This is a genomic window from Erwinia aphidicola (genome assembly GCF_024169515.1).
Classification (GTDB): Bacteria; Pseudomonadota; Gammaproteobacteria; order Enterobacterales; family Enterobacteriaceae; genus Erwinia; species Erwinia aphidicola.
On the sequence record NZ_JAMKCQ010000001.1, the window covers coordinates 4496192 to 4519672 of the forward strand.

Annotated in this window: 22 protein-coding genes; 12 read left to right on the forward strand and 10 right to left on the reverse strand. The window is 58.0% G+C overall.

Features of this window, described 5'->3' with window-relative positions:
• The first annotated feature begins 128 nt into the window (after positions 1-128).
• The 4 genes from J2Y91_RS21000 (at position 129) to J2Y91_RS21015 (ending at position 5330) form a co-directional block, all read left to right on the forward strand.
• On the forward strand, positions 129-1637 hold the full coding sequence (locus J2Y91_RS21000; RefSeq protein ID WP_133623420.1) for a DASS family sodium-coupled anion symporter: 1509 nt from the start codon (positions 129-131) through the stop codon (positions 1635-1637).
• Between the two features lie 170 nt (positions 1638-1807).
• Positions 1808-3454, forward strand: a complete 1647-nt coding sequence (fumA, locus tag J2Y91_RS21005; RefSeq protein WP_048916283.1) for a class I fumarate hydratase FumA — start codon at positions 1808-1810, stop codon at positions 3452-3454.
• A 193-nt stretch (positions 3455-3647) separates the two neighbouring features.
• Positions 3648-4577 (forward strand): N-acetyl-gamma-glutamyl-phosphate reductase, encoded by a 930-nt coding sequence (gene argC / locus J2Y91_RS21010; RefSeq protein WP_133623419.1) that lies wholly within the window; start codon positions 3648-3650, stop codon positions 4575-4577.
• A gap of 279 nt (positions 4578-4856) precedes the next feature.
• A complete protein-coding gene (locus J2Y91_RS21015) occupies positions 4857-5330 on the forward strand; it encodes a transposase (protein WP_133623418.1) in 474 nt (157 codons plus the stop codon).
• A 704-nt stretch (positions 5331-6034) separates the two neighbouring features.
• On the opposite strand, the gene J2Y91_RS21020 is transcribed toward J2Y91_RS21015, so the two are convergent.
• Both J2Y91_RS21020 and J2Y91_RS21025 read right to left on the reverse strand, forming a co-directional pair.
• Positions 6035-7357: an MFS transporter gene (locus J2Y91_RS21020; protein ID WP_133623417.1), complete on the reverse strand. Its 1323-nt coding sequence runs from the start codon at positions 7355-7357 to the stop codon at positions 6035-6037.
• 33 nt (positions 7358-7390) lie between these two features.
• Positions 7391-8065, reverse strand: a complete 675-nt coding sequence (locus J2Y91_RS21025) for a DUF2848 domain-containing protein (RefSeq protein ID WP_133623416.1) — start codon at positions 8063-8065, stop codon at positions 7391-7393.
• A 117-nt stretch (positions 8066-8182) separates the two neighbouring features.
• Here J2Y91_RS21025 and J2Y91_RS21030 point away from each other — a divergent pair, with 117 nt between their 5' ends.
• From J2Y91_RS21030 to J2Y91_RS21040, 3 genes are all read left to right on the forward strand, one after another.
• The gene (locus tag J2Y91_RS21030) at positions 8183-8857 is read left to right on the forward strand and encodes an FCD domain-containing protein (protein WP_253539300.1); all 675 of its coding nucleotides are present in this window, start codon (positions 8183-8185) and stop codon (positions 8855-8857) included.
• Between the two features lie 162 nt (positions 8858-9019).
• Positions 9020-10702, forward strand: coding sequence for an alpha,alpha-trehalase TreA (gene treA / locus J2Y91_RS21035; RefSeq protein WP_133623415.1), 1683 nt, complete (start codon positions 9020-9022; stop codon positions 10700-10702).
• Positions 10703-10948: 246 nt separating this feature from the next.
• The gene (locus J2Y91_RS21040) at positions 10949-13072 is read left to right on the forward strand and encodes a TonB-dependent siderophore receptor (protein WP_133623414.1); all 2124 of its coding nucleotides are present in this window, start codon (positions 10949-10951) and stop codon (positions 13070-13072) included.
• Between the two features lie 57 nt (positions 13073-13129).
• On the opposite strand, the gene J2Y91_RS21045 is transcribed toward J2Y91_RS21040, so the two are convergent.
• The gene (locus J2Y91_RS21045) at positions 13130-13378 is read right to left on the reverse strand and encodes a GlsB/YeaQ/YmgE family stress response membrane protein (protein ID WP_048916290.1); all 249 of its coding nucleotides are present in this window, start codon (positions 13376-13378) and stop codon (positions 13130-13132) included.
• A gap of 198 nt (positions 13379-13576) precedes the next feature.
• On the opposite strand from J2Y91_RS21045, the gene J2Y91_RS21050 reads away from it, so the two are divergent.
• Positions 13577-14314: a flagellar brake protein gene (locus J2Y91_RS21050; protein ID WP_133623413.1), complete on the forward strand. Its 738-nt coding sequence runs from the start codon at positions 13577-13579 to the stop codon at positions 14312-14314.
• 3 nt (positions 14315-14317) lie between these two features.
• Here the strand turns inward: J2Y91_RS21050 and emtA are convergent, their stop codons facing one another.
• Complete coding sequence (gene emtA / locus J2Y91_RS21055; protein ID WP_133625045.1) at positions 14318-14953, reverse strand: membrane-bound lytic murein transglycosylase EmtA; 636 nt, start codon at positions 14951-14953, stop codon at positions 14318-14320.
• A gap of 217 nt (positions 14954-15170) precedes the next feature.
• Here emtA and ldcA point away from each other — a divergent pair, with 217 nt between their 5' ends.
• Positions 15171-16094 carry a muramoyltetrapeptide carboxypeptidase gene (gene ldcA / locus J2Y91_RS21060; protein ID WP_133623412.1) on the forward strand — a complete coding sequence of 308 codons (924 nt, stop codon included), beginning with the start codon at positions 15171-15173 and terminating at the stop codon, positions 16092-16094.
• Positions 16095-16111: 17 nt separating this feature from the next.
• Complete coding sequence (locus J2Y91_RS21065; RefSeq protein WP_048916293.1) at positions 16112-16789, forward strand: MBL fold metallo-hydrolase; 678 nt, start codon at positions 16112-16114, stop codon at positions 16787-16789.
• On the opposite strand, the gene J2Y91_RS21070 is transcribed toward J2Y91_RS21065, so the two are convergent.
• On the reverse strand, positions 16790-17527 hold the full coding sequence (locus J2Y91_RS21070; RefSeq protein WP_048916294.1) for a class I SAM-dependent methyltransferase: 738 nt from the start codon (positions 17525-17527) through the stop codon (positions 16790-16792). It lies immediately after the preceding gene.
• Positions 17528-17672: 145 nt separating this feature from the next.
• On the opposite strand from J2Y91_RS21070, the gene J2Y91_RS21075 reads away from it, so the two are divergent.
• Complete coding sequence (locus J2Y91_RS21075) at positions 17673-17918, forward strand: DinI-like family protein (RefSeq protein WP_048916295.1); 246 nt, start codon at positions 17673-17675, stop codon at positions 17916-17918.
• A gap of 230 nt (positions 17919-18148) precedes the next feature.
• On the opposite strand, the gene J2Y91_RS21080 is transcribed toward J2Y91_RS21075, so the two are convergent.
• The 4 genes from J2Y91_RS21080 to J2Y91_RS21095 form a co-directional block, all read right to left on the reverse strand.
• On the reverse strand, positions 18149-18349 hold the full coding sequence (locus J2Y91_RS21080; protein ID WP_099754151.1) for a hypothetical protein: 201 nt from the start codon (positions 18347-18349) through the stop codon (positions 18149-18151).
• A 300-nt stretch (positions 18350-18649) separates the two neighbouring features.
• The gene (locus J2Y91_RS21085) at positions 18650-20401 is read right to left on the reverse strand and encodes a putative phage tail protein (RefSeq protein WP_133623411.1); all 1752 of its coding nucleotides are present in this window, start codon (positions 20399-20401) and stop codon (positions 18650-18652) included.
• Between the two features lie 83 nt (positions 20402-20484).
• The gene (locus tag J2Y91_RS21090) at positions 20485-20775 is read right to left on the reverse strand and encodes a phage holin family protein (RefSeq protein WP_048916298.1); all 291 of its coding nucleotides are present in this window, start codon (positions 20773-20775) and stop codon (positions 20485-20487) included.
• A complete protein-coding gene (locus tag J2Y91_RS21095) occupies positions 20762-21142 on the reverse strand; it encodes a putative holin (RefSeq protein WP_048916299.1) in 381 nt (126 codons plus the stop codon). Before J2Y91_RS21095 ends, J2Y91_RS21090 begins: the two co-directional genes overlap by 14 nt.
• A 303-nt stretch (positions 21143-21445) precedes the next feature.
• Here J2Y91_RS21095 and J2Y91_RS21100 point away from each other — a divergent pair, with 303 nt between their 5' ends.
• The gene (locus J2Y91_RS21100) at positions 21446-22852 is read left to right on the forward strand and encodes a M24 family metallopeptidase (RefSeq protein WP_133623410.1); all 1407 of its coding nucleotides are present in this window, start codon (positions 21446-21448) and stop codon (positions 22850-22852) included.
• Here the strand turns inward: J2Y91_RS21100 and J2Y91_RS21105 are convergent.
• The gene (locus tag J2Y91_RS21105; protein ID WP_133623409.1) at positions 22840-23469 is read right to left on the reverse strand and encodes an alanyl-tRNA editing protein; all 630 of its coding nucleotides are present in this window, start codon (positions 23467-23469) and stop codon (positions 22840-22842) included. The two genes, J2Y91_RS21100 and J2Y91_RS21105, sit on opposite strands and share 13 nt — an antisense overlap.
• Between the last annotated feature and the right edge of the window lie 12 nt (positions 23470-23481).

A 23481-nucleotide genomic window follows, 5' to 3' on the forward strand; every position in this document is an offset into this window, starting at 1 on the left:
GGCCAGCAAAAATTATTTTTGGACGTTTCGGTCAAACAACGATATAAACAGAAAAGTAAGTAAAAAAATCATCAATGAGATACCGGGACATCTTCTACCGCATTCTTCTTAACTTGCAGATAAAAACTATGAAACCAACAGTGATGAGTGAACCCGCGAAGGCTGCTCCAGCCTCTTCGGGGCAAAAAAAACACCTGATCATGCTCTTCCTGCCTGTGCTGGTCGCGGTGCTGCTGTTACTGGTGCCGGTTCCGCAAGGACTGGAACCTTACGCCTGGCACTTCTTCGCCATCTTCGTCGGCGTGATTGTCGGTTTGATCTTCGAACCGCTGCCGGGGGCCGTTATCGGGCTGACCGGCGTGGTGGTGATCGCGCTGTTCAGTCAGTGGCTACTGTTCAGCCCGGCTGAGCTGGCCGATCCGAAATTTAAAACGGCAACGCAGGCGTTTAAGTGGGCGGTTAGCGGATTTGGTAACTCCACCGTCTGGCTGATCTTTGGTGCCTTTATGTTCGCCGCTGGCTATGACAAAACGCAGTTTGGGCGCCGTCTGGCGCTGATTCTGGTGAAGTATCTTGGCCGCCGCAGCCTGACGCTCGGCTACGCCATCACTTTCGCGGACCTGCTGCTGGCCCCGTTCACCCCGTCCAATACCGCGCGCAGCGGCGGCACTATCTACCCGATTATTGCTAACCTGCCGCCGCTGTACGGTTCAAAACCGAATGACCCAAGCGCGCGTAAAATCGGTTCTTACCTGATGTGGGTCGCCATCACCGCCGCCTGTATCACCAGCTCAATGTTCCTGTCGGCGTTGGCGCCTAACCTGCTGGCGCTGGCGCTGGTGAAAAGCATTATCGGGTTTGATATCTCCTGGGGCATGTGGTTCCTCGCCTTCCTGCCGCTGGGCCTGCTGCTGCTGCTGACCATGCCGCTGCTGGCATACTGGTTCTACCCGCCGGAAGTGAAGTTCAACGATGAAGTGCCGCGCTGGGCGATCGGCGAACTGGAAAAACTCGGTAAGCTGACCCGTAACGAAATCCTGCTGCTGGTGTTCGTGGTCTCTGCCCTGCTGATGTGGATTTTCGCTACCGCCTGGATTGAGCCGGCGATGGCCGCCCTGCTGGTGGTGGTGCTGATGCTGTGGACTGGCGTGCTGAACTGGAACGACATCACCAGCAACAAACCGGCGTGGAATACCTTTGCCTGGTTCGCTACCCTGGTGGCGCTGGCGGACGGCCTGGCACGCGTTGGCTTTATCGCCTGGCTGGGTAAAGAGGGTGGCCAGCTGCTGCAGGGTTACGACCCGCAGGTTTCTGCGGTGGCGCTGATGATTGCCTTCTTCCTGCTGCACTACCTGTTTGCCAGTACCACGGCGCATACCACCGCACTGTTACCGGCCATGCTGACCATCGCGGCCTCTATCCCGGGCATCAACATGCCGGTGTTCTGCCTGATGATGTGTACCTCACTGGGTTTAATGGGCATTATCACCCCTTACGGCACCGGCCCAAGCCCGATTTACTATGGTAGCGGTTACCTGCCAACCAAAGACTACTGGCGCCTTGGCACCATCTTCGGCGCCATCTTCCTTTGCGCACTGATGCTGATTGGCTATCCGTGGATGGTGATGATGTTCTGATGATTTTCATCACAGAGCCACGATGAACCATGCAGATGTTGCAACAATGTAATACCATTCCCCTACCCGCCGGTCTCGCTCCTGAGACCGGCAGGATAAAAACAACGCATTATCGCCAGTGATGTTGTGCGCCAGAGCCCGGCGGCAACCGGTCATTAAGTGAGAAAACAATGTCGAATAAACCTTTCTACTACCAAAATCCCTTCCCTCTTGCCAAAGAGGATACCGAATACTATCTGCTGACCGACCAGCACGTCTCCGTGGCGGAGTTTGACGGCCAGCAGATCCTGAAAGTGGAACCGCAGGCGCTGACGCTGCTGGCGCAGCAGGCGTTCCACGACGCCTCCTTTATGCTGCGCCCGGCGCACCAGCGCCAGGTGGCGGCAATTCTGGCCGACCCGGAAGCCAGCGAGAACGACAGATACGTGGCGCTGCAGTTCCTGCGTAACTCCGAGATTGCGGCCAAAGGCATTCTGCCGACCTGCCAGGATACCGGCACCGCGATCATCACCGGTAAAAAAGGCCAGCGCGTCTGGACCGGCGGCGGCGATGAAGCGGCGCTGTCGCAGGGCGTGTACAACACCTACATCGAAGATAACCTGCGCTATTCACAGAATGCGGCGCTGGATATGTATAAAGAGGTCAATACCGGCACCAACCTGCCTGCGCAGATCGACCTGTACAGCGTTGACGGTGACGAATATAAGTTCCTGTGCATCGCCAAAGGCGGCGGCTCGGCGAACAAAACCTATCTCTACCAGGAGACCAAGGCGCTGCTCTCCCCGGGTAAGCTGAAAGATTACCTGACCGACAAGATGCGCACCCTCGGCACGGCAGCCTGCCCGCCTTACCATATCGCCTTTGTGATTGGCGGCACGTCGGCCGAAAGCACGCTGAAAACCGTTAAGCTGGCGTCGACCCACTATTACGACGGCCTGCCAACCGAAGGTAACGAGCACGGTCAGGCGTTCCGCGACGTGGCGCTGGAGCAGGAGCTGCTGCGTGCCGCGCAGGATCTCGGCCTGGGGGCGCAGTTCGGCGGTAAATACTTTGCCCACGATATCCGCGTGATCCGCCTGCCGCGCCACGGCGCCTCCTGCCCGGTAGGCATGGGGGTTTCCTGTTCGGCTGACCGAAACGTGAAGGCGAAAATCAACCGCGACGGTATCTGGATTGAGAAACTGGAACACAATCCGGGCCAGTATATTCCGGCCGAGCTGCGCCAGCAGGGTGAAGGCGAAGTGGTCCACGTTGACCTCAACCGTCCGATGAAAGAGATCCTCGCCCAGCTGTCGCAGTACCCGGTTTCGACCCGTCTGTCGCTGAGCGGCACCATCATCGTGGCGCGTGATATTGCCCACGCCAAGCTGCAGGAGCGTATTGCCAGCGGCGAAGGCCTGCCGCAGTACGTGAAGGATCACCCGATCTACTACGCAGGACCGGCCAAAACGCCGGAAGGCTACGCGTCAGGCTCACTTGGCCCAACCACCGCAGGGCGTATGGACTCCTATGTCGATCAGCTGCAGGCCAACGGCGGCAGCATGATCATGCTGGCGAAAGGCAACCGCAGCCAGCAGGTGACCGATGCCTGCCATAAGCACGGCGGCTTCTACCTCGGCAGCATCGGCGGCCCGGCGGCCGTACTGGCGCAGCAGAGCATCAAGAGCCTGGAGTGCGTGGAGTACCCGGAACTGGGTATGGAAGCGATCTGGAAAATCGAAGTTGAAAACTTCCCGGCCTTTATTCTGGTCGATGATAAGGGCAACGATTTCTTCCAGAAGATCCACGACACCCAGTGTGCAAAATGCGTAAAGTGAAAGTCTGAATCGTTGTTTTATGCCTTTCCCACGGGCGGCCCCTCTCTCAGGGGCCGCCCTTTTTATTGCATTCAGCCCGGTAATTTATGATTTTTTATGCAAAATTATCAATTATTCAGTCATTTCACATTGTCGCGTCGCGACAAATCTTTCATAATCTGGCGACATCCTAATTTTTAAGGCGAAGATGGTAATGAGTCAGAGATATCGCGTGTTTATTGACGGTCAGGCGGGCACCACCGGATTGCAGATTCAGCAGCGCCTGGTGAACCATCCGCAGATTGACATGCTCAACATTGATGAGGCGCAGCGTAAAGATGCCCGCGCCCGCCAGGCACTGATGAAACAGGCCGATGTCACCATCCTTTGCCTGCCCGATGCCGCCGCGCGTGAAGCGGTAGCGCTGGCAGATGACGTCGGCGCGCGCGTGCTGGATGCCAGCTCCGCGCACCGCGTGGCAGACGGTTGGGTTTACGGCCTGGCGGAACTGGCTGCCGATCAGCGTGAGAAAATTCGTGCTGCCAGCCACGTCTCAAATCCTGGCTGCTATGCCACCGGCGCTATCGCCCTGCTGGCCCCGCTGACCCAGGCCGGTGTGCTGCAGGCCGATCGGCCGCTGGCGATCAATGCGGTTTCCGGCTACAGCGGCGGCGGCAAGCAGATGATTGAAAAGTACCAGCAGGCGGGAACCGGCTACGCGGCTTACGGGCTGGGCTTTGACCATAAGCATCTGAAAGAGATTCAGGCATGGAGCGGGCTGAACAGCCGCCCGATCTTCCAGCCTGCGGTAGGTGATTATGCCCAGGGGATGCTGGTGTTTATCCCGCTGAACGACGTTGACGGTGAACCGCTGCAGCAGGCGCTGGCGCAGTGCTATGCCGCTCAGCCATTTATCAAGGTGCATGAGCTGAACCAGCTGGATGCCGACAGTGCGCCGTATCTGCTGCCGGAAGCGCTGAACAATACCAATAATATGGAGCTGTTCGTTTTCAGCCATGCAGAGCAGCGCCAGAGCATTCTGGTGGCCCGCCTCGATAACCTCGGTAAAGGAGCCTCCGGTGCCGCGGTGCAGAACCTGAATATTATGCTGGGCCTGAACGAAGAGACCTGCGTGAATCTGTAATGGGTGGTGATTTTTTATTCAACCACGACGCGTACTGCATACCTGTAGGGGTTGACCTTCTTTTTCGGTCAACCCGTTTCGGCCACGACGCGTACCACATACCCGTAGGGGTTGACCCTCTTTTTCGGTCAACCCGTTTTTGTCCGACCCAAAAAGCGATCGTCCACGACGAAAACCTGTCAACGCGTGACGTTTCGCGTAATGCCTCTGAAAACAACCGCACAACGCTTTACCCCAACGACCTGCCGCGTCTACTGTGCCGTTTGAGGAGGATTAATCATGCTAAAACGGAAATCGATGCGTCTGCCCCACTATCCCTATCACCACCCCGGCGCCTATTTCGTCACTCTGGTGACCCACTGCAGGCAGCATCTCTTCGGTGAAATGCAGAATGAGAACTTGCTGGCGAATCACCTGTCTGACGCCGTTAACCGCCACTGGCAGGCATTGGCGCCGCGCTTTCCCGGCATTCAGCTGGATGAATTCATCATCATGCCCAACCACCTGCATGGCATTATCTGGCTGACTCAGAGTCAATCCTGTTCGCTGAGCACCCTGATGGCGCTTTTTAAAGGCAGCGTCAGTAAAGAAGCCAACCGCCTGCATCCCATCTGGCAACGGGGGTTTTACGACCGGGTTATTCGTAATCAAGATGAGTTAGATAACATCCGCACCTATATCAGAAATAATCCCCGGCAGTGGCATCTTGACCGTCTCAACCACGACGAATATCGCCTACCCCGTAGGGGTTGACCCTCTTTTTCGGTCAGCCCGTCTCTGCACCCGCCGCCGCTGGCCGACCAGAAAAGCGGTCGGCCACTACGCATACCGCATACCCCGTAGGAAAGCGGTCGGCCACGACGCGTACCGCATACCCGTAGGGGTTGACCATCCTTTTCGGTCAACCCGTTTCTGACCAAGCCACCGCTGGCCGACCAGAAAAGCGGTCGGCCACTACAGGTACCGTATACCCGCAGGGGTTGACCCGCTTTTTCGGGCAACCCGTTTCGGCCACGACGCGTACCGCATACCCGTAGGGGTTGACCATCCTTTTCGGTCAACCCGTTTCTGCCCCAGCCACCGCTGGCCGACCAGAAACGCGGTCGGCCACTACGCGTGCCGCATTCCCCGTAGGGGTTGACCCTCTTTTCGGTCAACCCGTTTCTGACACAGACACCGCTGGCCGACCAGAAAAGCGGTCGGCCAATACGCGTACCCGTAGGGGTTGACCCGCTTTTCCGGTCAACCCGTTTCTCACCCAGCCGCCGCTGGCCGACCAGAAAAGCGGTCGGCCACTACAGGTACCGCATACCCGTAGGGGTTGACCCGCTTTTTCGGTCAACCCGTTTCGGCCACGACGCGTACCGCATATCCGTAGGGGTTGACCCGCTTTTTCGCTCAGCCCGTCTCTGCACCAGCCGCCGCTGGCCGACCAGAAAAGCGGTCGGCCACTGCCGTTATAACGGTTTATGCGCGGTCTCTTTGGCTAACCATACTGATACCCCGGTTATCAGCAGCGCTGCGCAGACGTACAGCGACACCGCCAGCGTGCTGCCCATCTCTTTATACAGCGAAGTGATGATCAGCGGCGCAAAGCCTCCGCCGACAATGCCCGCCAGCGTATAGGCCAGTGATGAACCGGCGTAGCGTACCCGCGTCGGGAACTGCTCGGTGACAAATGCCGCCTGCGGGCCATACATCATGGCGTGGATCAGCAGGCCGCCAATCACCGCGAGGCAAATTAACAGCGGTTGGCTGCTGTCGAGCAGGGTAAAGAAGACAAAGGCCCAGACCATCGCCAGCAGCGCACCCATCAGATACACCGGGCGGCGGCCAAGGCGATCGGAAAGCGCGCCAAACAGCGGTACGGTCACTGCATTGCCCAACGCACCGAGCATGGTCGCCATTAGCGCCAGCGGACGCGGCAGGTTAAGCACCGTCGTGACATAGGTCAGCGTGAACACCACCACCAGCGCATACAGCACGTCAGAGCCAATGCGCGAGCCACCGGCGATCAGCAGCGCGCGCGGATGCTGGGTAAATACCTCTTTCAGCGGAGTCTGGGTAGTGTTATGCGCTTTCTCCAGCTGTAAAAACGCCGGAGTTTCACCCACGCTGCGGCGCACCCACAGGCCAAACAGCACCAGCAGCAGGCTCAGCAGGAACGGAATACGCCAGCCCCACTCCTGAAATGCCTCGGCGGGCAGCAGCAGGGTCACCAGAGTGATAAAGCCAGTGCCAATCAGCGTGCCGCAAGAGGGACCAACCTGTGCAAACGAGGCGTTGCGCCCGCGCTGGTGCGGCTGACCGTGCTCCATCGACAGCAGTACCGCCCCGGCCCACTCACCGCCGAGCGCAATGCCCTGAATAAAGCGCAGCGCCACCAGCAGCACCGGGCTCCAGATCCCCCAGCTGGCATAGCCGGGCAGCAGCCCCATCATCGCCGTGGTGACGCCCATGATCACCAGCGTGGTGACCAGCACAAAGCGCCGGCCAAGCACGTCACCCAGATGCCCGAAGACCATGCCGCCAATCGGGCGCGAAACGTAGCCTACCGCATAGGTTGAAAACGCCAGAATGGTGCCGACCAGCGGGTCGAACGACGGGAAGAACACATGGTTGAATATCAGCGCCGCCATAATGTTGTAGACCGTGAAGTCATACCACTCCAGCGCGGTGCCGACTGAACTGGCCGCCGCGAGACGGGCGGTGTGCGGGGTGTTCTTGCCAGCGGCCTGTTCACGCTGATGCAGGGTTACTTCAGTTTCCGAAATGGTCATGGTCAGTCTCCGGGTTCAGTCAGATACGGCCGCTTATGCCACCACCGGCAGAGCGTGCGTGTGGTATTGGTGAGTAATCGTGCGCCCACCCTCTTCATCAACCAGCGCCATGCGGAACTCTGCCGCCGGGCGAATACCGCCAATGGCCGCCAGCGTCCCGCAGGTCATCGCCATGCCGTCGCGAAATGCCGTGCCGTAGCGGTCCATCAGATCCTGCGGCGTGCGCATGGCGGCCAGCGTGCCCTGCTGGTAAAGCTGCCACTCCCCCTGCTCTTTGATCCAGGAGCGCAGGATCAGGGAATCCCAGCGGGCAATCACGCTGTCGAGTGGCCAGGCCGTGTGCGCCACCGGTTTGATACACAGCTGCTTTGACATCGCCACGCTGACCGCCTCGAACTCACGGTCAGTATGGTCAGAGGCCAGCGACAGCCACAGCTTGCCCTGATGGGCAAAGATCAGCGGTTCGGCCTCCCCTGACGTCGCCTCGCCCACCACTTCCAGCTGGGCATGCTGGCTAAGCTGGTTCGCCGTAACGCGGTAAAACAGCGGCACTGCACCAGGACGGGGCACACCCAGCGCCTCGAGCTCATGGATATGGTGCAGTACAGCGGCTTCATCCCTGCCGGTCCACCCTGCTATAATTAGATGATTTACAACAACATTAATTTCATTTTCTGTTTCTGATGCGCGATTAAAGGTGAGATTCATGGTTCGCTGGCTCCAGTTGAAATTACTGTGAAATTTCACTCTACTTTAAACAAAGCGATTTTCGTGCCATGTTTTTGTGTAGAATGCAAAGCAGGTCAACATTTGTTGGAGAAAAGCGTGTCGGCTGAAGAACTCTATCCCCTGAATTCCCTCCCCAAAGCCCGCGTCCTGTCGCTGAATGAGCTGGCCTATCTGCGTTTCAAGCAGGCGCTCATCACCCTGCGCTACCGCCCAGGCGAATACCTCAACACCGCGCAGGTCATGGCCGATCTGGAGATGGGGCGCACCCCGGTGAACCAGGCGGTGCACCGTCTGGCAGCAGAGGGGCTGCTGCAGGTCATCCCGCGTAAGGGGGTGATGGTGGCGCCGCTGTCGATTGACGATGCGCAGGAGCTGATCGAAGTGCGTCTGGCGAATGAAGGTTTATGCGTGCGCCTTGCCGCTCAGCATATAACGGAAGCCGCGCTCAGCACGCTGCGTAACCTGAATCAGCAGATCGCCGCCGCCTGCGACACGCGTGACCGCGCGGCAATGATGATGCTCGATCAGCAGTTTCACCAGACGCTGGCCGCGATTGCCGCGAATGGCCGTCTGGCGGATATCCTCAGCGTAATCCACGCGCAGGCGCAGCGCTTCTGGGCCACCACCCTGTCGCGGGAGAGCCATATGTACGAAGTGGTGGCGGAGCATGAAGCGATTATCAACGCATTAGCCGCCCGCGACAGTGAAGCGGCTATCGCGGCGACGCGCGCGCATATTCTCTCTTTCCAACGCGCGCTGCTCGGCCAGTAGACGCTTTATCCGCCGCCTCACCACGGGCGGCGCTAGCCAAAAATCCCTTCTGACTCACATTTTGCCGCATCAATTCCTGAATATTTGCCAATTGTCGTCTAAAGTTTTTCGTATGCTCAATAACTTACAGATCGCCTACGATCTGGACATGGAGAATTGCTGATGAGAAGAGCCGAAAAACGTCAACGGAATATGCCCCTGTTCACCCCACTACTGCTGGCCGGTGCCCTTGCCGTCAGCTTCTCGCTTCAGGCAGAAGATAATCAGCGAATGTTAAACAGCACGCCGCAGCCGCCGGATGTGCGCCTTGGGCCGCTGTTCCACGCGGTGCAGGCCGCCAAGCTCTACCCCGACCAGAAAACCTTCGCCGATGCGGTACCAAAAAACGATCCCACATCGATCCTCAGCGACTGGCAGATGCAGAAAAGCCAGCGCAACTTCGACCTCAAGCGCTTTGTCGCCACCAACTTTACCCTGCCGGCGGAAGGAGATAAGTACGTGCCGCCAGCCGGCCAGAGCCTGCGTGAGCATATCAACGGCCTGTGGCCGGTGCTGACGCGCTCCACCACCCAGGCAAGCCAGTGGGACTCCCTGCTGCCGCTGCCGAAGCCTTACGTGGTGCCGGGCGGGCGCTTCCGCGAAGTTTATTACTGGGACAGCTACTTCACCATGCTGGGGCTGGCGGAGAGCGGCCACTGGGATCGCGTGCAGGACATGGTCGATAACTTCGCCACCGAGCTGGACAAATATGGTCACATCCCGAACGGTAACCGCAGCTACTACCTCAGCCGCTCGCAGCCGCCGTTCTTTAGCATGATGGTCGACCTGCTGGCGAAACACGACGGCGACGCGGTCTACAGCAAATACCTGCCGCAGCTGCAAAAAGAGTACAACTACTGGATGGCGGACGCCGACAGCGACGCGCTGAAAGCGGGCCACGCCAGCAAGCGCGTGGTGAAGCTGAAAGATGGCACCCTGCTCAATCGCTACTGGGATGCACGCGACGTGCCGCGAACCGAATCTTATATGGATGATATCGCCACCGCGCAGAAGGCCAGCGGCCGCGACGAGCCGGAGCTGTACCGCGATCTGCGCGCCGGAGCCGCTTCCGGCTGGGACTTCAGCTCGCGCTGGTTTGATAAGCCCGGCGATCTGTCGACCATCCACACCACGCAGATTGTACCGGTGGATCTGAACGCCCTGATGTTCCACCTTGAGCAGACGCTGGCAAAAGCCAGTAAAGTCGCCAAACAGGATGAGGCCAGCCAGCGCTTCGCCGCGTTGGCGCAAAAGCGTCAGCAGGCAATCAACCAGTATCTGTGGGATGACAAGCAGGGCTGGTACGCCGACTACAACTGGAAGAAAAACAGCGTGCGCCCGCAGCTGACCGCTGCCGCCCTGTTCCCGCTCTATCTGCAGGCGGCCACCGATGAGCACGCCAGCCGTACCGCCGCGGCGGTGAAGGCGCAACTGCTAAAAGAGGGCGGGCTGGTGACCACCACCGTTAATAATGGCCAGCAGTGGGACGCGCCGAACGGCTGGGCGCCGCTGCAGTGGGCAGCCGTCGAAGGGCTGAATCACTACGGCCAGCAGGATCTGGCAAAAGAGATCGGCATGCGCTTCCTGCAAAACGTGCAGACCACCTACGACAAGGAACACAAGCTGGTGGAGAAATACGTGGTGGAAGGGAAAGGGCTGGGCGGCGGCGGCGGCGGTGAATACCCGCTGCAGGACGGCTTCGGCTGGACCAACGGCGTCACGCTTAAGCTGATGGATCTCTACTGCCCGCAAGGGGTGACCTGTAATAACGTTGGCGATATCAGCGCAGCGAAACCCGCCAACTAATCTGACGCGCTATTCACCAGGGCGATCGACCGATCGCCCTGACTTAATCCTCACCCGATCTCTTCCCTTCAGACTGATATTGCCCCTTTACCTACAAAATTTAGGGTTGAAATTTCTTTACTAAAAACTAACAATTCTCATTGTCATTCTCATATCGTTTTGTGTTTAGCCGAGAGTGGCGCTTTTCGCTGGCCCCATTACTCTTCCCGGGGCGCCGCCTGTACCTCACAATGGACTATTAAAACAATGACTTACAACCTGAAGCGTTCCGTCTTGTTGTGCGCTATCGCCATGACCGCTCCCGGTATTACCCTGGCCGCCAATGAAACTCTGGTGGTCACTGCCGCTCCGCCGCAAACCGCCGATAGCCCGACGCAGGGCTACACCGCGACCACCTCTACCGGGGCGACCAAAACCGATGAACCCTTGATCACCACCGGGCAGTCAATCTCGGTGGTGACGCGCCAGCAGTTTGTTGACCAGGGGGCTAACACGGTCAGCCAGGCGCTGAACTATACCCCGGGGGTATTCTCCAACTTCGGCGGTGGCGCCACGCGTTTTGATACCATCGCCCTGCGCGGCTTCCACGGCGGCGACGTCGATAACCTGTTCCTTGACGGCATGCGTCTGATGAGCGACGGCGGCAGCCATAACATCATGCAGATCGACCCGTGGTTCATTGAGCGGCTGGATATCATTAAAGGCCCGTCATCCTCCCTCTACGGCCAGACGGTGCCGGGCGGGCTGGTGAATATCACCATGAAGCGCCCGCAGTTTGCCCCCGAGGGCCACTTCCGCTTGACGGGTGGATCGCAGAACACCAGGGGTGCGGCATTTGACTACACCAATGCGATTAACGACCAGTGGGCATTTCGCCTGACGGGGATGACGCAGACCAGCGATACCCAGTACGACAACTCGCGCGAAGAGCGTTACGCTATCGCCCCTGCTCTGCTGTGGCAGCCGAGCGAAGATACCTCGCTGCTGCTGCGCGCCTATCTGCAAAAAGATCCGGCCGGCGGCTACCACGGCTCCACGCCGCTCTCCGGCACGCTGACCCAGCACAATGGCCAGTGGCTGAAGGATGGCTTCAACGAAGGTGAAAGCTCCGTCCAGCAGTACAAGCGCCGCGAGCAGATCTACAGCTACGAATTCTCACACCGCTTTAATGAAATCTGGTCGGTGCGCTCCAACGCCAGCTATACCCACAGCAGCGTGGCGCTGGATCAGGTGTATCAGACCGGCTGGATCGGCAACAGTAACCAACTGGCGCGCGGCTACAGCGGCTCCCGCGGCTCGCTTGACGGCTGGTCGACCGATAACCAGCTGGAAGCGGATTTCGCTACCGGCGAGCTGCAGCACAAAGTGGTGGTGGGTGCGGAGTATCATCGCTTTACCAATGACGTCTGGACTGGCGCCGGGACTGCCAGCCCGCTCGATCCGTTCACCGGTGCCACCGCATCGCACGGCGTGGCGGTAACTTATCAGGATAACACCACGCGCCATTACTATCAGAGCGGGCTGTACCTGCAGGATGAGATGCAGTGGGATAAGTGGCACGCCAACGTCTCCGGCCGCTACGACCGCATTGTTTCGCAGCAGGACAACCACAGCACCGACATCAGCAAACGCCGCCAGGACGATCACATCAGCGGGCGCGCTTCCCTGCTGTATGCCTTTGACAGCGGGATCTCCCCTTACGTCAGTTACGCGCAGGCCATCACGCCTGCCAGCCTGAATGACAAGGACGGCAATGCGCTGAAGCCGTCGACTTCTGAGCAGTATGAAGCCGGGGTGAAATTCCAGCCGCCGGGCACCAACGACATGTATACCGCCGCGCTGTATGACCTGACGCAGAAAGATGTCGCCACGCGTGATGCCAATGACATTGGCAGCGCCAGCTATGTGCCGGCCGGTAAAGTGCATTCGCAGGGGATTGAGCTGGAAGCGCGTAATCAGCTGACGCCGCGCCTCAGCACCATCGCCGGATACACCCTGAACCGCCTGCGCTATAAAGAGTCGCTGGACGGCAATTCGGGCCACACCCCGCTGCTGACGCCAAACCAGATGGCTTCCGCCTGGGCGCATTACCAGTTTGATTACGGCATCAGTGCCGGGGCCGGGGTGCGTTACATCGGTAAGCAGTGGGCCAACGACGAGAACACCGCGCGCGTGCCGTCGGTGACGCTGGTCGATGCATCGGTGCGTGCCGATCTTGGCGGCTGGAACAGCCAGTTGAAGGGTGCGTATGTGCAGGTTAACGCCAACAACCTGTTTAACCGCGATTACATCGCCGCCTGCTACAGCACCACCAACTGTTACCTCGGTGCCGAGCGCAGCGTGATCGCTACCGTCGGTTACGATTTCTAAACCGCAGGCAGCAAAAAGGGAGGCATCAGCCTCCCTTTTTTTAATTCATGCTGCCGGTCAACTGCGGACTTTGCGGTAGATCCACAGCACGACAATCGCACCGATCACCGCGACAACAAAGCTGCCGAAGTTGAAGCCGTCAACTTTGCCGAAGCCAAAGAAGGTGCTGATCCAGCCACCTACCACTGCACCCACCACACCCAGTACGATGGTAATAATGAAACCACCACCATCTTTACCCGGCATGATCCACTTGGCGATAATACCGGCAATCAGACCAAAAATGATCCATGAAAGAATACCCATTGATAACTCCTTAATATCTTGTGATTTAACCGTCACTGTTTAACACGCCCTTAGTATAGGCGAAGATTATAAGTCTGTGATTTAAATCCAGAGTTTCAGAGAAACTTTTGTAAAAAATCCGTAAAGCCCGACGCAGGCTTGCCGATAACCGTAACAGAGTGGCTAACCGCATGATTTGCACCTGGACTGGAGCTGGATGTGAAAGAGGACGATAAAGAGCAGTATCTTAAACGCGGGCCGCTGGCGGTCCTCGCCGTATTGCGCGATCTGCTGGAACATCAGACGCCGGTGATGGTTTCACACCCGCGCGGTCAGTTCATCACCCGCCTGCTGTATGCCGACAAAGAGAGCCTGGTGCTGGATTACGGCAGCAACGACTACGATAACCAGCTGGCTAAAGAAGCCCGGGAGCTGCACGTCACCGCCGAAATGCGCGGCGCTAAGGTTGAATTTGCCCTGCCCGCGCTCAGCCTGAGCGAGCATGAAGGCCTACCCGCGTTTAGCGCCGCTCTGCCAGAACTGTTATGGATGATCCAGCGCCGCGAGTTTTTCCGCGTCAATGCCCCGCTCAGTCCGGTGTTCTACTGCTATATTCCGTGGCCGGATGGCTCCGGTGAGGGTCGCCTGCGCTTGCAGGATCTGTCGCTGGGTGGCATTGGCGTGCTGGCCGACGATGCGCTGCCTGAAGGGTTAGCGCCCGGCGTCAGTATCAAAAAGCTGCGCGTGGAGATGGGAGAGTATGGGCGATTTGAGGTGGATGCTCAGCTGATAACTATAGGTAAACGCAGCGTGGTCGGCAGCAAAAGCGAAACCATCGTCACGCCGCGCCTCAGCTTACGCTTCCTGTCGCTCAATGCCGGGCAGGAGCGCGTGCTGCAGCAGGTGATCTTCTCGCTGGAGCGGCTGGCGCGTGATAAGGCCAACCGCTTCCAGTAAGCGTCAGATGGTGCGGTAAGCGGTGGTCACTTTCCACAGATAGCGCGGAGCCTGTGCCGCCGGATGTTTTTCCTGCACGTGGTGGTAAAACTCTTCCGGGCTCATGGCGTTGATCATCGCAATCGCGCGGTCACGGTCGCGAGAGAAGGTGCGCAGCAGCGCACCGGCGCCGTTGGCGTAGGAGACGATAGTGGCGTAACGCAGGGTTTTCGGATCGCGGATACCCGCCAGCTGCTGCTCCTGCAAAATACGCAGGTAGGCGGCACCGATATCAATATTTTTGACCGGGTCGCGCAGTTCCGATTTGCTCGGCTGACCGCGCAAACCCGCAGCGCGATACACTTCCCGCCCTGCCGTTGAGGCTTTAATCTGCATCAATCCAATGGCATTCGACTTGCTGACTACCGTTGGATTGCCGCCCGATTCAACCGTGATGATCGCTTCAATCAGCTTCTGGTCGATGCCGTTACGCTGCGCCGCCTGTTCGGTCATCATTGACCATGCACTCGCCACTTTGGAAGGCGGTGCCTGCGTCAGCGGGGTATCCGGCTGATGAGCCACTTTTCTCTCGGGTTGGCTGGAGCACCCTGCCAGCATTAAGGCCGCGGCTATCGCGACCGTTTTCACGCTTTTCTGCACGCTTTTTCTCACGCTTATTTTATCCTTTGCGCCTTTAGTCTGGCGTTATCATACGGGTTACCGCAGGTCTGAGAATTGCCGTAACTCCTAATTTGTGCGCGCTACCAGTGACTTCGCCGCTGCGATTCGTCATCATCTGGGCCATACGGAGAAATTGGACCGCCGCCGGAGGAAATAAATCCACGACGGCGCATAAAAAACCAGCAAAGTGACGATTATGGCGATAACCCCACGCAACATTCATCTGATTGCCCCTTCCGGCTTCTGCCATAATCCGGCAGCCGCCGAGCGCGGCGTTGCCCACCTGCGGGCCGAGGGCCATCGCGTAGACAACGGTGACGTGATTACCCGGCGCGAGCAGCGTTTTGCCGGCAGCGATAGCCAGCGACTCGCCGATATCAACGATTTGGCGCGGCTGGAAACGCTGCCGGACATCGTGCTGGCGGTGCGTGGCGGCTACGGAGCCAGCCGCCTGCTGCCCGACATCCACTATTCAGCGCTGGCCGAGCGCCTGAACAATGCCCCGCTGGCGCTGTGCGGGCACAGTGACTTCACGGCGATTCAGCTGGCGCTGCTGGCGAAAAGTGGCGTTGTCAGCTTTAGCGCGCCGATGCTGGCCGGGAATTTCGGCGCTGAGACTTTATCTGAATTCACCCTCGACCACTTCTGGCGCGCCCTGACTTCGCCTAAATTAACACTGGAATGGCAGACAGCCTCTCCCGCCGTTACTGCATCAGGCACGGTTTGGGGCGGCAATCTGGCCATGATCGCCTCGCTGATTGGCACCCCCTGGCTGCCAGAGTTCGACGGCGGCATTTTGGTGATCGAAGACGTGAACGAACACCCTTTCCGCATTGAACGCATGCTGTTGCAACTGCACTACAGCGGGATCCTTGCCCGCCAGAGTGCCATTGTCACCGGCAGCTTTAGCGGAACCACTTTGACCGACTACGACAACGGCTATGATTTTGCCAGCGTCTGGAACCTGATCCGCGACCTGACCGGTGTTCCGGTGGTCAGCGGTCTGGCCTTTGGCCACAGTGCCGACACCGTCACGCTGCCCCTGGGATCGCACGGGCAGCTGAACGTCAGCGGTACCACCGGCTCACTGACGCTGACAGGTTACCCGACGCTGCGCTGATCGTTAGGAGCGCAGACATGAAGCAGCTGTATGAAGATCTCTGGATATCCACGCCTGAGTTTCCTGCAGGCGAAGAGGAACCAGAATTGATGATGCACGGCTTTTTGTTGCAGCATCTGCGCGGTAATTTGCTGATTTCACGGGTCGAGAACCCGGAAGATCACCAGGTCATTGCCGATCGGGGCGGGATTATCCGCCACTACTTAACCCACTGGCACGAGGCTGGCCCGGGCGTGCGGCTGTTACAGCAGCGTTTTAACTCGGCCCTCTACTGCCACTCGCGGGCGCTGGGCCAGGTGAGCCGCTTTGCGGAAGCCGATGCCACCTTTAATGCTGCGGAAGTTCACTGCGGCAGCTTCCACGTCGTGCCCACCCCGGGACACACGCCGGGCAGCACCAGCTATCTGTATGCCTCACCGCACGGTAAAACCTATCTGTTTGTCGGTGACACTGTCACATTATCCCGCGATCGCTGGGTAACGGTGCTGGTCGAGGAGAGTAATGAAGCAGACCTGCGCCAGACGCTTGAATTTTACCGCGCGCTGCGCCCGGATGTGGTGCTGATGGGCACCACCGCCGGGCATCTGGCGTGGCAGGAGGTGGACGTGCGCCAGTGGCTGTCGCTGCTTGATGAGGCGGAGAATAATCCGCTGGATCTGCGCCACCACGAGCACCTTCTGCCCGGCCATCACTGATTAGGCTGGCGGCTTATGTACAGCCATAATAAACATCATTGGCCGCTCGCGCTCTTCTGCCAGCGCCGGCTGTAGAGCGACCTGCTCTGCGGTTGGCCCCCACTCATCCAGCGCGCTGATAACAAACCCTGCGGCAATCAGCATATTAATCCAGCTCGCCAGCGTGCGATGCTGTTTGATCACGCCATCAGCAAACCAGTTAGTGACGCGCTGGCCTTCCTGCTGATAGCCGCTGACCGGCCAGGATTTCTGCTGGTTGTCATCAATATGCCAGCCCTGCCGGGCTGGCGCGGTATAGATAGGGTGTTCGGCCGTGAAGATAAACTGGCCGCCGGGCTTCAGTGCCGCAAACACCACCGCCAGCATCGCCGGTAGTGCTTCGACATAGTGCAGCGCCAGCGCGCTGAAGGCGACATCAAAGGTCTGTGCGGGCAGCTGCAGGGTTTCGAGATCCGCTCGCTGCCAGGCAATTGCCGGGTTATCGCCCAGGCTGATGGCTTTCTCCAGCATCTTTTCGGAGACATCCAGCGCCAGCACGGAGTGCGCGCCCTGCTGGCAGGCATAGCGGCTAAACCAGCCATAGCCGCACCCGAGATCAACCACCTCTTTTCCGGCAAGCTCCGGTAGCAACGCCTGCACGCTCGGCCACTCCGGTGCGCCATCCAGCCCCTTAACCGAACGATCTAATGTGGCATAACCGGCAAAAAAAGCCGGATCGTCATAAATATTTTGCGCCATGGTCTTTTCCTTTTATCAGCCTGGGCAATTTTAATGCTGATATGCGCCTGATGAAAACCCCTGCAGAAGGGTGCAGATAAATAGTCATTGAACCTTGTCGTGGTTACCTGTATTTTTATACAGCAAAAAATAACAAGGAGCAGAGATGTTTGTTGAACTGATTTATGACAAGCGCAACGTTGCGGGTCTGCCGAATGCCGAACAGCTGATCCTGGCCGAGCTGGAAAAGCGCGTGCAGCGTGTGTTTCCCGATGCGCTGGTCAAGGTAAAACCGATGCAGGCCAACGGCGTGAAAAGTGACGCCAGTAAAAGCGATAAGTCCACGCTGTTACGCATTATTGAAGAGATGTTTGAGGAAGCCGATCAGTGGATGGTGTCTGAAGAATTTTGATGATGTAACTGCGAGGTCAGCCAAAAAAATTGATTTTAATTAAGATTGAAGGTGCTTTTCATTTGCATTAATTGAGAATCATCCTATCATGCTAATTAATAGATTTCCCTGGTGTTGGCCCGCATTAAAGCTCTTCGCGGGCTTTTTTTTGCCTGAAAGATAAGGCAGCTTAACCAGTTAGTCACTTTTCCCGCATCCCCTGCCGGTAGCGCACCCCGCCGCAGGAAGCTTCAGCGCCTGTTGCGTTCGGCCAGCTCTTCACTCAATAAATCACACACTTTTGCCGCAAAAGCCGAGCTGTCACGCAGCATCTGAATGGCCTCCTCAAGAGTCTGTGGCGGCATCTGCCCCACAATACGCCAGCCAAGCGCGATGTTTTTGGCATCGATAAGCCGTTCGGAACCCTTTTCACTTGCCGCACTTTCAGACACGTTTCTCTCCTGCTGTAAATTTTGGACCTATTTTACGGAGCCAGGCGGCATTATCACAACCCCACATCCTGATGGAAATCGGCTAACGGTTAATTTTTACACTACATTTGCTTAAAATTTGCATTTTCCGCGCTTATTTCGGACTAATGCCAGATAAAAGACAGACAATTCTTAACGGTAAACCCCCTTTTATCCCCTATGCGCGTGCGCATTCTCAACCCTATACCCTGATTCAGTCCCTTCCCCTCGACAAATAAAAAAATCGCCCGATTAAGGGCGATTTTGGCTTAAGGCGGCAAACTAACTGAAATAGGGCATCTTGCGGTCAATACCATTAATATTGAGCGTGACATAGCCGGCCGGCACCGTGCTGGCCGGGGCTGCGGCCACCGCGGTGGCCAGCGTCACCACGCCATTTTCGTTCGCGCCAAGACCTGCCAGCCCGTTATGCATGCTGAGGCGTGCGTTGGGGGTAACGGTGCCAATCTGCGTCTCATCCGTGACTTCGTTCAGGTCCGGGGTATACAAGGAACACTCCCCCGACTCAAAACGCGTTGGTCCGGTAGAGCGCAGATTAAACATGGTGTCACCGCTGCCTGCCTTCAGCTTCACCCAGACCTCGACAATATTTTCATAGCTGCGCTTGTATTTGACATCCAGCACCGCAGGCTGCCCGCGGTGGTACATATCACCCCATACTGCGCTGGCGCAGCGCTGAAAATTGAGCCAGGTGGCGCCGGAGGCCACCGTCTGCGTCGGGCTGCCCGCCACTCCGGAGGGATTAGCAGTGGACATCTTGCCGATAAGCTCAATCGTCCACTGCTGATTCACCCTGGGGAAGACAAACTTGCCCACCTTGAACCATTTATCGCTGTCAGCCGTGTTGGTCAGCTTGTAGCCGCTGTACCAGCCTGCCTTCATCGACCCGGTCATGGTGGTGCCGAAATTCTCATCCCGGCGCCAGCCGCCTTCGTATCCTGACAGCCAGCGCCCGCTGGCGTTGTCCAGGCTGACTTTCGCCCCCGCCTGTAAATTAAGCTGGCGGAACAGCGCGCGGCTGTTGTTCATACTCAGCGGGTTATCGCAGTCCTCCACGCTGAGGGCGTCAACAATCCACTGCCCGTTGGTCAGGTCACCCGGGAAGCGCGTATGTTCAATCCACACGTTGCGAATAATCCCCTGAGTCATACGCGGCATCATCAGCGTGGCGTCAGCGAAGCCATACTGGAAATTGGCATTGGTCAGCTCGACGGCCGTAGCATGATCCCACACGCCGTTAGGGGAGTTAGACCAGCCCACCTCAAATACCCGCGCGTAGGTGTACTGGGAGTAGATTTGGTCAAAGCGGGTATCGAGCGTGTCGAGCAGTTTGATCGCCGTGCCGCCATTGTACTGCACGCGGAAGCAGCGGATATTCACAAACTCCCCTTCGATAGTGATGTTTTCGAAAAACGGCTGCACGTTGGAGAGCATATCCGGGGTAATCGCGCCCGTTGTTGCGCTGGTGTCCGCCGTTGCCTGCCCGTTCCAGCTGATGCCGCGGATCACCGTACGGCGCGCGTTCACTTTGAACACGGTGCTGGGCGATTTATCAGAGACAATCACCGTGCGCGGCGTAGCGCCATAAGGGCTGTCATCACCGTACAGGGCAAAGCACGGAATTTCGCTGGCGGTAAGGTCAATCGGGTTGATCAGGAACTTGCCGGCGGGAAAACGTACGCCAAGATTTTTGGCATTGCTATCGTAGCTTTGTGACCAGCTGAACATGCGTTTGAAGGCATCACTGTCGTCGGTAATCCCGTCACCGCGCGCGCCAAAGTGATAGAGATTGACCTGTTCAGTGTCATTGATGATGCGCTTCCAGAAAAAGCCGCTGCCTTTGGCTACGGTGCCGCCGTCATCACTCAGGGGGGTGGTGCCGGAGAAGCCGACAAAGTCGCCGCCGCCGTGGAAGGTGGAGTCTTTATCGTAGTAACGTTTGAGCATGGCGATATCACCGGCCTTAGCAGGTGCAGTGGTACGCAAATCGGCAAAGCAGTTAACTTCAATCATAAATACCTCCGGGATGAGACAGGCGAAACCTGTCGGGGATGCCCTGACGGGCGATGTGAAGGGGTTTTCAATGGAATCAGGCTTTAACGGTCGCCAGGCCGCAGTACCGCAAATATCGTGGCGACATTGCCTTTGGCACGATAAACCGCCGCGCAGAAGATCAGATTGATCACCACCGCCGCCCAGTGCGTATGCACGTAAACATCAAAAAGAAAGCGGAACGGTACCGAGGCATAGGCGAGGATGATCAGGTATGCCAGCCAGGAAGCCCACCACTGGTGTTTAGCCCCGGGCTTATAGAAAAACATCAGCCTCAGCACGATAGCCGAACACACCACCACATTGGTGATAACGATTGGATCACTTGTTGCCATGATGACCTCCTCTCCAGCGTGTCAGCCAGGTTGCTGGATCCTGCTGGCTGAAAAACGTCAGCGTTTTAATCGCCAGTGCGGAGAGCAGCACCGCGCCCAGGCCGTCCAGCGGTTTATCGCTATAGCCGAGGATCTGCGCCAGCTTCGCCCCAACCAGACCTGCGCCGTACACGCCCACAATCCAGGAAACCACAAAGTAGGCAGCGCGGCGGATAACCTGAATATCTGCCGCTGTGGCAACGTAAAACACCGCACCGGCAAAGGCGCCAAAGAGTACCCCATAGTCGGTGGTGCCTGGCATGCCGAACAGGCCAGCGCCCGTCGTCACCGCAGCGCCCAGACTGACTGCTAATATTGATGCTGCCATATTGCCTCCGTTGCTCTGCCCTCAGAATTCAGAGATAAAAAAAGCCCCAACGTAATGTCGGGGCTGCTTAGCGTTCACCGTGCTGGCGGGGAAGCGCATTTTTATAAAGTTAACCTGCTTTTTGCGTACGCGTGAGCCGGAAAGAGAAATTTTCAGCAATTTTTAGTACCGCAGATTTATTGACGCGCTCGAGGCACCTGCAGTGAGCACCGCGCCAGTTCGCCTGAGCGTTCATTGCGCCCTGGCTGAAAACAGCTCATATTGCAGCTGGAGTGACAGTAAAGTGTCCAAACGCGAGGTCATATGAATTGTAACAATATCCACCTGCAGAGCATTGCGCCGCCTGCGGTTTTCTCCGGTATCCCACCCGTTGCGTTAAGCGATGCCACTATTCTTGAGCGCAAAAACAAACTGCTGGCGCGGATGAGTGACGCGGGCTATGACGCCCTGGTGATTTATGCGGATAAGGAGCACGGTGCAAATTTTGAATATCTCACCGGTTTTATTCCGCGCTTTGAAGAGGGGCTGCTGATCCTCAACCGCAGTGGACAAGCCAGCCTGATCCTCGGCAATGAAAACCTGAAAATGGCTAACCACTGCCGCATCCCGGCTGCGCTGCACCACTGCGCGTTTTTCTCGCTGCCGAATCAACCGATGGCGCAGGAACAGCCGCTTGAGGCCCTGTTCAGCGCGGCAGAGCTTGGCGATAAAACTAAGATTGGCGTGGTGGGCTGGAAGATGTTTACCTCCTCCACGGCGGATAACCGCAAGATCTTCGATCTGCCGTGGTTTATCGTCGAGGCGCTAAAAAACAGCCTGGCGGATAATGCCGTGCTGGAGAACGCCGCAGATCTTTTTATCAGCGGCGAGAACGGCGCCAGAACCACGAATAATGCCAACGAGATCGCGCATTATGAGTACGGCGCTAACCTCGCGTCCTGCTGCATCCTCGCGGCGATGAACGCGGTTGAACCGGGCCTGCGTGAGAGCGAACTGGGTGCGCTGCTGGCCGCCGAAGGCCAGTACCATACGGTGGTGACCATTGCCGCTGCCGGGCAGCGCTTCGAGAAAGCCAACCTCTACCCCAGCTATAAGCAAATCGAAGCGGGACAGCCACTCTCGATGACCACCGCCTTTAAGGGCGGGCTTTCCAGCCGCAGCGGCTTTGTCATTAGCGATGAAAGCCAACTGCCGCAACATCAGCATGACTATTTAGACCGCGTGGTGAAACCCTACTTCGCAACGGTCGCCAGCTGGCTGGAAGCGATTCGCATCGGCATGCCCGGCGGCGAGCTTTATCACCTTGTTGAAACGGTGCTGGAGCAGAAAAAATATGGCTGGCACCTGAACCCGGGCCACCTCGGCGCTGATGAGGAGTGGATGTCATCCCCCGTGTATGCCAACTCGGCGGAAACCCTGAAAAGCGGCATGATCGTGCAGATTGATATTATCCCCTCCGTACCCGGCTACAGCGGCACCAGCTGCGAGGAGTGCATCGCGCTGGCGGACGGGGCGCTTCAGGCGCAGATCCAACGCGACTATCCCGATCTCTGGCAGCGCATCAGCGCCCGGCGCCACTACACCATTAACACGCTGGGTATCGATCTCAGCGATGAGGTCATCCCGCTATCGAATACCGTGGCATACCTGCGCCCGTTCCTGCTCAACAAGCAGTTGGCGCTGGTCTGCCGTAAGCCTCACGCCAGCTGATACTGCACCGAGAGCTGCCCTTTCTTCTCTTTCACCTTGAGGATGCGGACCTCGCCGACCTGCGCAGTGGAATCCACATGGGTGCCACCGCAGGCATAGGCGGGCAGTTCACCCCAGGTGACCTTGCGCCGCCCGGCTTCTTCACTCAGCTGGCGGCGTAGCCCCTGCGCCACCAGCGCCGCGACGCCCGAGGTGAAATCCTCAGCGCTGACGGCGCTGAGCGGCTCGCGCGGCTCGAATACCACGCGCCCTTCCCCCGGCCGATGGTCGCCCTTATTGCCGTACCAGCCAAACTTCTCGCCCACCGCCGCTATCAGATGCCCGGCGGAGTGATAGCGGGTATGCAGCTGGCGCAGCGCAGCGTCGACGCGCAGATCCACCGCCCCCAGCGCTACCGGCCCATCGGTATAGTGAGCGACTTCGTCCCCTTCCTGCACCGCATGCAGCATGTTGACCGCGCCCAGCGTGCCCCGATCCGAGGGCTGCCCGCCGCCCTTCGGATGAAACAGGGTGGACGAGAGGATCACGCGGTAGCGCCCATCCTCCTGCGCGCTGCAGCCGATGACGCTGCTGGTCCCTTCCAGTGCATCGCTGTAATAGTAGAGTCTTTCAGTCATCGTATATTTCCT

Bases quoted from the DNA above. Each gene is read 5' to 3' on its own strand.
- J2Y91_RS21100 (WP_133623410.1), top strand. From the start codon at position 21,446: ATGAATTGTAACAATATCCACCTGCAGAGCATTGCGCCGCCTGCGGTT.
- J2Y91_RS21020 (WP_133623417.1), bottom strand. From the start codon at position 7,357: ATGACCATTTCGGAAACTGAAGTAACCCTGCATCAGCGTGAACAGGCC.
- J2Y91_RS21105 (WP_133623409.1), bottom strand. From the start codon at position 23,469: ATGACTGAAAGACTCTACTATTACAGCGATGCACTGGAAGGGACCAGC.
- J2Y91_RS21070 (WP_048916294.1), bottom strand. From the start codon at position 17,527: ATGGCGCAAAATATTTATGACGATCCGGCTTTTTTTGCCGGTTATGCC.
- J2Y91_RS21040 (WP_133623414.1), top strand. From the start codon at position 10,949: ATGACTTACAACCTGAAGCGTTCCGTCTTGTTGTGCGCTATCGCCATG.
- ldcA (WP_133623412.1), top strand. From the start codon at position 15,171: ATGGCGATAACCCCACGCAACATTCATCTGATTGCCCCTTCCGGCTTC.
- J2Y91_RS21075 (WP_048916295.1), top strand. From the start codon at position 17,673: ATGTTTGTTGAACTGATTTATGACAAGCGCAACGTTGCGGGTCTGCCG.
- J2Y91_RS21015 (WP_133623418.1), top strand. From the start codon at position 4,857: ATGCTAAAACGGAAATCGATGCGTCTGCCCCACTATCCCTATCACCAC.
- J2Y91_RS21090 (WP_048916298.1), bottom strand. From the start codon at position 20,775: ATGGCAACAAGTGATCCAATCGTTATCACCAATGTGGTGGTGTGTTCG.
- argC (WP_133623419.1), top strand. From the start codon at position 3,648: ATGAGTCAGAGATATCGCGTGTTTATTGACGGTCAGGCGGGCACCACC.
- J2Y91_RS21065 (WP_048916293.1), top strand. From the start codon at position 16,112: ATGAAGCAGCTGTATGAAGATCTCTGGATATCCACGCCTGAGTTTCCT.
- J2Y91_RS21045 (WP_048916290.1), bottom strand. From the start codon at position 13,378: ATGGGTATTCTTTCATGGATCATTTTTGGTCTGATTGCCGGTATTATC.
- J2Y91_RS21085 (WP_133623411.1), bottom strand. From the start codon at position 20,401: ATGATTGAAGTTAACTGCTTTGCCGATTTGCGTACCACTGCACCTGCT.
- J2Y91_RS21025 (WP_133623416.1), bottom strand. From the start codon at position 8,065: ATGAATCTCACCTTTAATCGCGCATCAGAAACAGAAAATGAAATTAAT.
- fumA (WP_048916283.1), top strand. From the start codon at position 1,808: ATGTCGAATAAACCTTTCTACTACCAAAATCCCTTCCCTCTTGCCAAA.
- treA (WP_133623415.1), top strand. From the start codon at position 9,020: ATGAGAAGAGCCGAAAAACGTCAACGGAATATGCCCCTGTTCACCCCA.
- J2Y91_RS21000 (WP_133623420.1), top strand. From the start codon at position 129: ATGAAACCAACAGTGATGAGTGAACCCGCGAAGGCTGCTCCAGCCTCT.
- J2Y91_RS21095 (WP_048916299.1), bottom strand. From the start codon at position 21,142: ATGGCAGCATCAATATTAGCAGTCAGTCTGGGCGCTGCGGTGACGACG.